Source organism: Sphingobium yanoikuyae, assembly GCF_034424525.1.
Lineage (GTDB): Bacteria > Pseudomonadota > Alphaproteobacteria > Sphingomonadales > Sphingomonadaceae > Sphingobium > Sphingobium yanoikuyae.
In genome coordinates this window covers 1-5,183 of the sequence record NZ_CP139985.1, presented here as the reverse complement: position 1 = coordinate 5,183, position 5,183 = coordinate 1, and the positions used below count along the sequence as shown (strand labels likewise).

The window sequence follows — 5,183 nt, the reverse complement described above, 5'->3', positions numbered from 1 at the left end:
AGGGGTGTGACTCCGGTGTCGAGAAATTGGACAAACACTAGTCGCAAAACGCGACTTTCTTGTCAAGTTACAGGACAGACCTGTGACTCCTAGGAGTCACACCCCTGTGACTCCTAGGAGTCACACCCCCCCCAACCAACACATTGAATTAATTAGATAAAAATTCTGCCCCTTCTAATAATCTAAAGGGGGTGCGAGCGCGGACCTAAGCGCTGGCGAAGCAACCCCTTTAGATAGGAACAAAAAGTGAACAACGAGTGCCGCTAGTCGCGGCACTCGTTAGGCGCATGGCGGACAGGAAACCGCATCCTCTCCACCTCGCACACGCTGTAAGGTCGCAATTGGCTATCAGGGGCGCAGGAGGCGATTTCCGGCCATAGAGCGCAGGCAGGCGCTTCGGGGGTAGGTTTATTGCCATCCAAGGGCTTGGCGGTGCCCTGACGGGCACCAGAGGGCATTCAGGGGTATCCGGCTTCGCGCTGGTGGCGAAGGGCAAGGACATAGACGGCATCATCGGCAAGATCATGCCGGTAGAGCGCGACATAGCCGCTCGACCCGAACCCGATCACCAGTTCACGCAGCGCCTCTTCCCCGTCGAATGGGCGGCCTATGTCTGGCGTGGTTTGAAGGGCGAGCAGGCGGGCGGCGATCACCTGACCGGCCCGCGCCGCCGCTTCCGGGTTCCTCCCCTCCAGAAACTCCCGGCAACGGACCATGCCGAGACGGGCGCGGGGCGTGACGATCAGACGTGGCACGGCGGGCATTCGCCTTCATCAGCGGTGCCCCAGCTATTGAGCCAGTCGGCCATTTCCTCGCCGGTCAGGTGCAGCCCGGTTTCCTGATATTCGGCCCATGAGGCGAGGGCTTCGGCCTTGAAGCTTTCGCGAGCTTCCTCGCGGTCCACATAAGCCCGGATCGCCTCGCACATGATCCAGTGGGCGGACCTGTCGCGGATCGCGGCGAGGTGCTGGACCCGGCCCTTGAGCGTGTCGTCAATTTTGAGAGAGGTAGCCATATCGCACCTTCGGGATTGAGGTATCACCTAGTGATACTACGATATGGGGGCAGATACCAGCCATGTCAGGGCTGTTGCTCATAGAGGGGCACCCACTTGCCTTTGCAGGTCTGGGCCTTGGCGTCCCATTTTGCGGTGCATCCGTATAGCTGGCGCTCGATTTTGGGTTCCTGCGCCCAGCGGTAGGCGAGGGCCGCGGCGAATATCAGGCCCAGCCCGATCATGGCGGCGTAGAGCCATCCCTTCAGGCGTTCCCAGCCTATGGCCTCGCTGACCCGCTGAAGCTGCGCAGCGGCGCGCAAGAGGTCGTTTAGCGCCTTTTCCGTCTGCTGCCCCGCTTCGGCGCGCTGGCGGGCGTCCTGCTCGATCTGGCGGGACAGGGCGGCGACCTGCTGGGCGACCCCTTCGGCCCCGGCCTTCCGCATGGCGTCGAGCAGGTCACGATAGTCCGTGTGGGGATCGGAGGGAGGGGGCGCGTCGAACTCGGCAGGGTCGAAGGGATCAGGCATCGGCGGGGCCTCCCTTGAAGGTCCAGCCCTCGAACGCCTTGCGGTCCTGATCGCGGCTGATGCGGTTCATCAGGTCATTGAGGCGGGATTCCCATGCGGGGTCTTTCATGGCGGCATCGAGGAGCAGGCCTCCGAGGATGATCTTGCGGCGCGCATCGGCCTTGCGGTTCAGGGTGGCAGCGCGGGCTTCCAATGCCTGCAACCGTGCCTTGGCCTGCTGGACCTTGCGACGTGCGCTTTCGATAGCCTCTGGCGTGGGAGCGGCCATGGTCAATCCTTTCGCTGCGCGATACTGATAGCACCGGACCCGACCGAGCGAAAGAGAGGAAGGGCGCACTTATGCAAACTTGCGTTTGCGTGCGTCAGGGGATACCCCTGAACCCCAGCGGGCTATCGCCCGCGCCATGCTCCCGCATGGCTAGTAAGGGCGCGGCGATGGCGAGTTTCCATCTGGCGGTGAAGACGATAGGCCGTTCCGCCGGTCGCAGTGCGACAGCGGCGGCGGCCTATCGTGCGGGCGTCGAAATCACGGACGAGCGCACCGGCCTCGTCCACGATTACACTCGCAAGCAGGGCGTTGAGCATAGCGCGCTTGTCGTGCCCACCGACGCCCCGGCATGGGCCAACGACCGGGCCGCGCTCTGGAACGCCGCCGAGCAAGCCGAGACGCGCAAGAACTCCACCGTAGCCCGCGAATATGAAATCGCGCTTCCGGCCGAGTTGTCGGCCGAGGCGCGGCGCGAGCTTGCGCTGGGCCTCGCGCGGGAGATCAGCGAGCGGCATGGGGTGGCGGTGGACGTGGCGATCCACGCACCAGGTCGCGAGGGCGACCAGCGCAACCATCATGCCCATCTGCTGACGACGACGCGGCGGATCGGCCCGGAAGGGCTGGGCGAGAAGACCCGCGAACTGGACCAGAAGACGAGCGGGGAGGTCGAGCGGTGGCGGGGCCGGTGGGCCGAGATGCAGAATGTCGCCCTTGAGCGCGCCGGTAGCGTCGAGCGGGTGGACCATCGCAGCCACCAGCGGCAAGGGATCGAGCAGGAGGCGACCGTGCATATGGGGCCGAGCGCGACGGCGATGGAGCGCCGCGCCGAGCATCAGGCGATGCGGGAGGGGCGGGCCTATGAGCCGGTGACGATGGTGGGCCAGCATAACGCCGGCGTCATCGAGCGGCGGGGCCTGCGCCAGTATATCGAACGGGGGACCGAGTGGCTACGTGATGCGGGGCAGCGCATATCGGGCAGGCTGCATGCGTTCGCGGCGACTTTGAGCGGCGCGGTCGATCGCGATCGGCGCGATGCCGCCGAGGCGCAGCGTCAGGAGCAGCTTGCCGCCGAGCGCGCGCGTGAGCAGGCACAGGAGCGCCAGCAGGCGCAGGAACGGGAGAAGGTGGCGGATAAGTTCAGGACTATAGCCGGGAAGCGCGAGGCGGGCGCCCACGGCTATGGCGACCATAACAGCGACTGGAAGGCGACCCCGGAGGCGCTCCGCAAGGCGGTGGACGCCTATAACGGTGCGAACCAGCACACCAAGGATCTCTACATCGAGCAGATCCAGCGCGAACCCCAAATGGCGCGGGCGGTGGGGCAGTTGCTCCACGAGCGCGAGCTGGTCCTGCAACGGGATCGCGGCATGAGCCTATGAGGGTGACGGAAAACCCTGAAACCGGGGTTTTCGTGCGGACTTCCAATGCGTCAGGGTTTTTCGTGCAGCCAGATCGCGGCGGCGGCGCGGTCGTGACCGGGGCGGTCAGCCATGCGCGGATTCATGTGATTGCCGTCAGGCGGGGTAATATCTGACGATTGCAGATGTCCGGCATCGCGTGCAATTAATCCCTTATGGATCACTTTCGAGACGAATATCGAGCGTGGCTCAATGCCGCTCTGGCCGAGGACCTCCCCAGCGATGTGGAGGCTTTCGCCTTCAACCTGTTTGAAAAAACATCGGATAATTCCCGATACGGCATAGAGCTTATTGGCGCGTCGGAATTTGATCCAAGTGATCCCGATTGGCCTTGTTCCGAGATTTGGGAGCCGTCCAAGGGCAGAGCATCAGAGATTCCACTATCGTTCTGCAACGGGAGTTGGGAGGAATGCCTGTCTCAAATGACTGATCTTATTTCAGCATTTTTGCACGAGCCTTCCCCGTTATCGCAAAAGCTCAACTCCGTCAGGGGAATTGGCATTGGCTTTGTCGATGGTGATCTTCGGTTGCTCAAATCCTGAAAGCATCTTTCACCCGGTGATGCCGAAAATCAGGTGAAAAGCGACGGGGGCTATAGGATCAGCGCCCTTCATCCCTTGCGCGGACGATGGCGCTAAATTCGGAAATCGCCTGCTGCACGTTGCCGTCATCGCACACGTTGAGCGAGCGGTGGACTGAAACGGCCTGATCGGTCCGCATTTCCAGCCAAGCAATCCGGGCTGTGTTCGGCGAGGGACGAGCCTGCTCTAGCGCGACCTGCTCACTATATCCCGCGATCACATCGTTGATGGCCTCCAGCGCGACCTCGTAAGCAATGGCCTGTTGTTGTGACCATAAAGGGCCGGTTGGAGCATCCATCGTTTATTCCTCGCCGCTAGGGCTGTCGCCCTGGCGGCTGAACAGACGCGACCAGAATCCGCGCTGGGGAGTAGGTTGAGGGTGCGCGCGCTGATCGGTCAGGGCAAGTCGTTGTGCTTGTTCCCGCCAAGCGTTCCGTTCTTCGCGCAGTTCTGCAACTTGCTCCCGCAACAGCCTGTTTTCAGCCTGTAAACCGGGGGTGTCACTGCTTGTTAATCCGTCCTGTAAAGGTTGCTGCACCTCGTTTACAGGTGGCCACACGCGGAACAACTCGACAGGCTCAATGCGCCATTCGCCGTTATCGGATTTTTCGGCGGAAACCCTGCCTGTCTTGATCGCCTTCATAAGCGTTTGGCGGGTGACACCGACCTTTTCTGATGCTTCTCTTAGGGTGATACCCATGATGTCACTCGCTGTTAAATTGGCTTGTATAGTATCTATATATTGGTTGCATCATCAGGGGGAGATGCATCGGGTGCGCGGAGCTTGTTTCCTAGGCCGGTGACAAGCTGGGAAAGTTCATCCTGCATCGCCGGATCGGGTTCAGGTTCATCCAGAGCGGGCAAGGCCGGTTCCATGCCATCGAAAAAGGGCTGGGATGGAGGTGGAAGTCCATCGCCTGCGGGCAACTGCTGTTCGCCGGGAAACAGGCGGGGCAGCTTCCGCAAGGGTTCCTGTTGCCCTAGCTCGCTCCGGTCTGGTTGTTCGTCCTCGGCAAGGATCACAGTTGCGCTAAACAGCGAGTAGCGCAGGCTTTCGCGGGGACCATGCCACGCCACCCGATCATTGATGACATAGGCGTTCACCGTGCCTCGGTCCCCGATCTGGCGGACTTCAATCCAGCGTCCTTCCACGAGGTCTTGAATCGCCCGCACGATGGTGCGCCGGTTGCAGCCCATGAGCTTCGCTAGGACGGACTGGGATGCCACTACCGCGTTGTGCTGGCCGATCCGTGCAACGAGGATGTGTAGCAGTGCAGATGCGCGCGGGCTTTTCACCGACATGCGCGCCCATGCTTCGTGGGTTGCCCGATCAGTTTGAACCCATGTCCCTGTCGGAGAAGGGGGGGCGGGCAAGGTGCGCGTATCTGTCAC

The 5,183-nt window shown here is 62.0% G+C and carries 9 protein-coding genes; 2 read left to right on the top strand and 7 right to left on the bottom strand.

Going from position 1 to position 5,183, the window contains the following annotated elements:
- Positions 1–458: 458 nt before the first annotated feature.
- The 4 genes from U0025_RS26060 to U0025_RS26045 all read right to left on the bottom strand — a co-directional run bounded on the left by U0025_RS26060 (position 459) and on the right by U0025_RS26045 (position 1,792).
- Positions 459–764 carry a type II toxin-antitoxin system RelE/ParE family toxin gene (locus tag U0025_RS26060; protein WP_004266915.1) on the bottom strand — a complete coding sequence of 102 codons (306 nt, stop codon included), beginning with the start codon at positions 762–764 and terminating at the stop codon, positions 459–461.
- On the bottom strand, positions 743–1,015 hold the full coding sequence (locus U0025_RS26055; RefSeq protein WP_004266914.1) for a CopG family ribbon-helix-helix protein: 273 nt from the start codon (positions 1,013–1,015) through the stop codon (positions 743–745). Before U0025_RS26055 ends, U0025_RS26060 begins: the two co-directional genes overlap by 22 nt.
- A gap of 65 nt (positions 1,016–1,080) precedes the next feature.
- Positions 1,081–1,524 carry a hypothetical protein gene (locus U0025_RS26050; protein WP_004266913.1) on the bottom strand — a complete coding sequence of 148 codons (444 nt, stop codon included), beginning with the start codon at positions 1,522–1,524 and terminating at the stop codon, positions 1,081–1,083.
- On the bottom strand, positions 1,517–1,792 hold the full coding sequence (locus tag U0025_RS26045) for a hypothetical protein (RefSeq protein WP_004213416.1): 276 nt from the start codon (positions 1,790–1,792) through the stop codon (positions 1,517–1,519). The genes U0025_RS26050 and U0025_RS26045 overlap by 8 nt, the downstream gene beginning before the upstream one ends.
- A 167-nt stretch (positions 1,793–1,959) precedes the next feature.
- On the opposite strand from U0025_RS26045, the gene mobQ reads away from it, so the two are divergent.
- On the top strand, positions 1,960–3,171 hold the full coding sequence (gene mobQ, locus U0025_RS26040; RefSeq protein ID WP_017980910.1) for a MobQ family relaxase: 1,212 nt from the start codon (positions 1,960–1,962) through the stop codon (positions 3,169–3,171).
- 194 nt (positions 3,172–3,365) lie between these two features.
- Positions 3,366–3,752 carry a hypothetical protein gene (locus U0025_RS26035; RefSeq protein ID WP_051035849.1) on the top strand — a complete coding sequence of 129 codons (387 nt, stop codon included), beginning with the start codon at positions 3,366–3,368 and terminating at the stop codon, positions 3,750–3,752.
- A 58-nt stretch (positions 3,753–3,810) separates the two neighbouring features.
- On the opposite strand, the gene U0025_RS26030 is transcribed toward U0025_RS26035, so the two are convergent.
- From U0025_RS26030 to U0025_RS26020, 3 genes are read right to left on the bottom strand one after another with little or no spacing between them, the layout of a single operon-like run.
- Positions 3,811–4,089: a hypothetical protein gene (locus tag U0025_RS26030; protein ID WP_004213412.1), complete on the bottom strand. Its 279-nt coding sequence runs from the start codon at positions 4,087–4,089 to the stop codon at positions 3,811–3,813.
- Positions 4,090–4,092: 3 nt separating this feature from the next.
- A complete protein-coding gene (locus U0025_RS26025; RefSeq protein WP_004213411.1) occupies positions 4,093–4,491 on the bottom strand; it encodes a hypothetical protein in 399 nt (132 codons plus the stop codon).
- Between the two features lie 35 nt (positions 4,492–4,526).
- Positions 4,527–5,093: a helix-turn-helix domain-containing protein gene (locus U0025_RS26020; protein ID WP_017980908.1), complete on the bottom strand. Its 567-nt coding sequence runs from the start codon at positions 5,091–5,093 to the stop codon at positions 4,527–4,529.
- Positions 5,094–5,183: the final 90 nt, after the last annotated feature.

Excerpts from the sequence above, each read along its gene's own strand:
- U0025_RS26035 (WP_051035849.1), top strand. The coding sequence starts at position 3,366 with ATGGATCACTTTCGAGACGAATATCGAGCGTGGCTCAATGCCGCTCTG.
- U0025_RS26025 (WP_004213411.1), bottom strand. The coding sequence starts at position 4,491 with ATGGGTATCACCCTAAGAGAAGCATCAGAAAAGGTCGGTGTCACCCGC.
- U0025_RS26030 (WP_004213412.1), bottom strand. The coding sequence starts at position 4,089 with ATGGATGCTCCAACCGGCCCTTTATGGTCACAACAACAGGCCATTGCT.
- mobQ (WP_017980910.1), top strand. The coding sequence starts at position 1,960 with ATGGCGAGTTTCCATCTGGCGGTGAAGACGATAGGCCGTTCCGCCGGT.
- U0025_RS26050 (WP_004266913.1), bottom strand. The coding sequence starts at position 1,524 with ATGCCTGATCCCTTCGACCCTGCCGAGTTCGACGCGCCCCCTCCCTCC.
- U0025_RS26055 (WP_004266914.1), bottom strand. The coding sequence starts at position 1,015 with ATGGCTACCTCTCTCAAAATTGACGACACGCTCAAGGGCCGGGTCCAG.
- U0025_RS26045 (WP_004213416.1), bottom strand. The coding sequence starts at position 1,792 with ATGGCCGCTCCCACGCCAGAGGCTATCGAAAGCGCACGTCGCAAGGTC.
- U0025_RS26060 (WP_004266915.1), bottom strand. The coding sequence starts at position 764 with ATGCCCGCCGTGCCACGTCTGATCGTCACGCCCCGCGCCCGTCTCGGC.
- U0025_RS26020 (WP_017980908.1), bottom strand. The coding sequence starts at position 5,093 with ATGTCGGTGAAAAGCCCGCGCGCATCTGCACTGCTACACATCCTCGTT.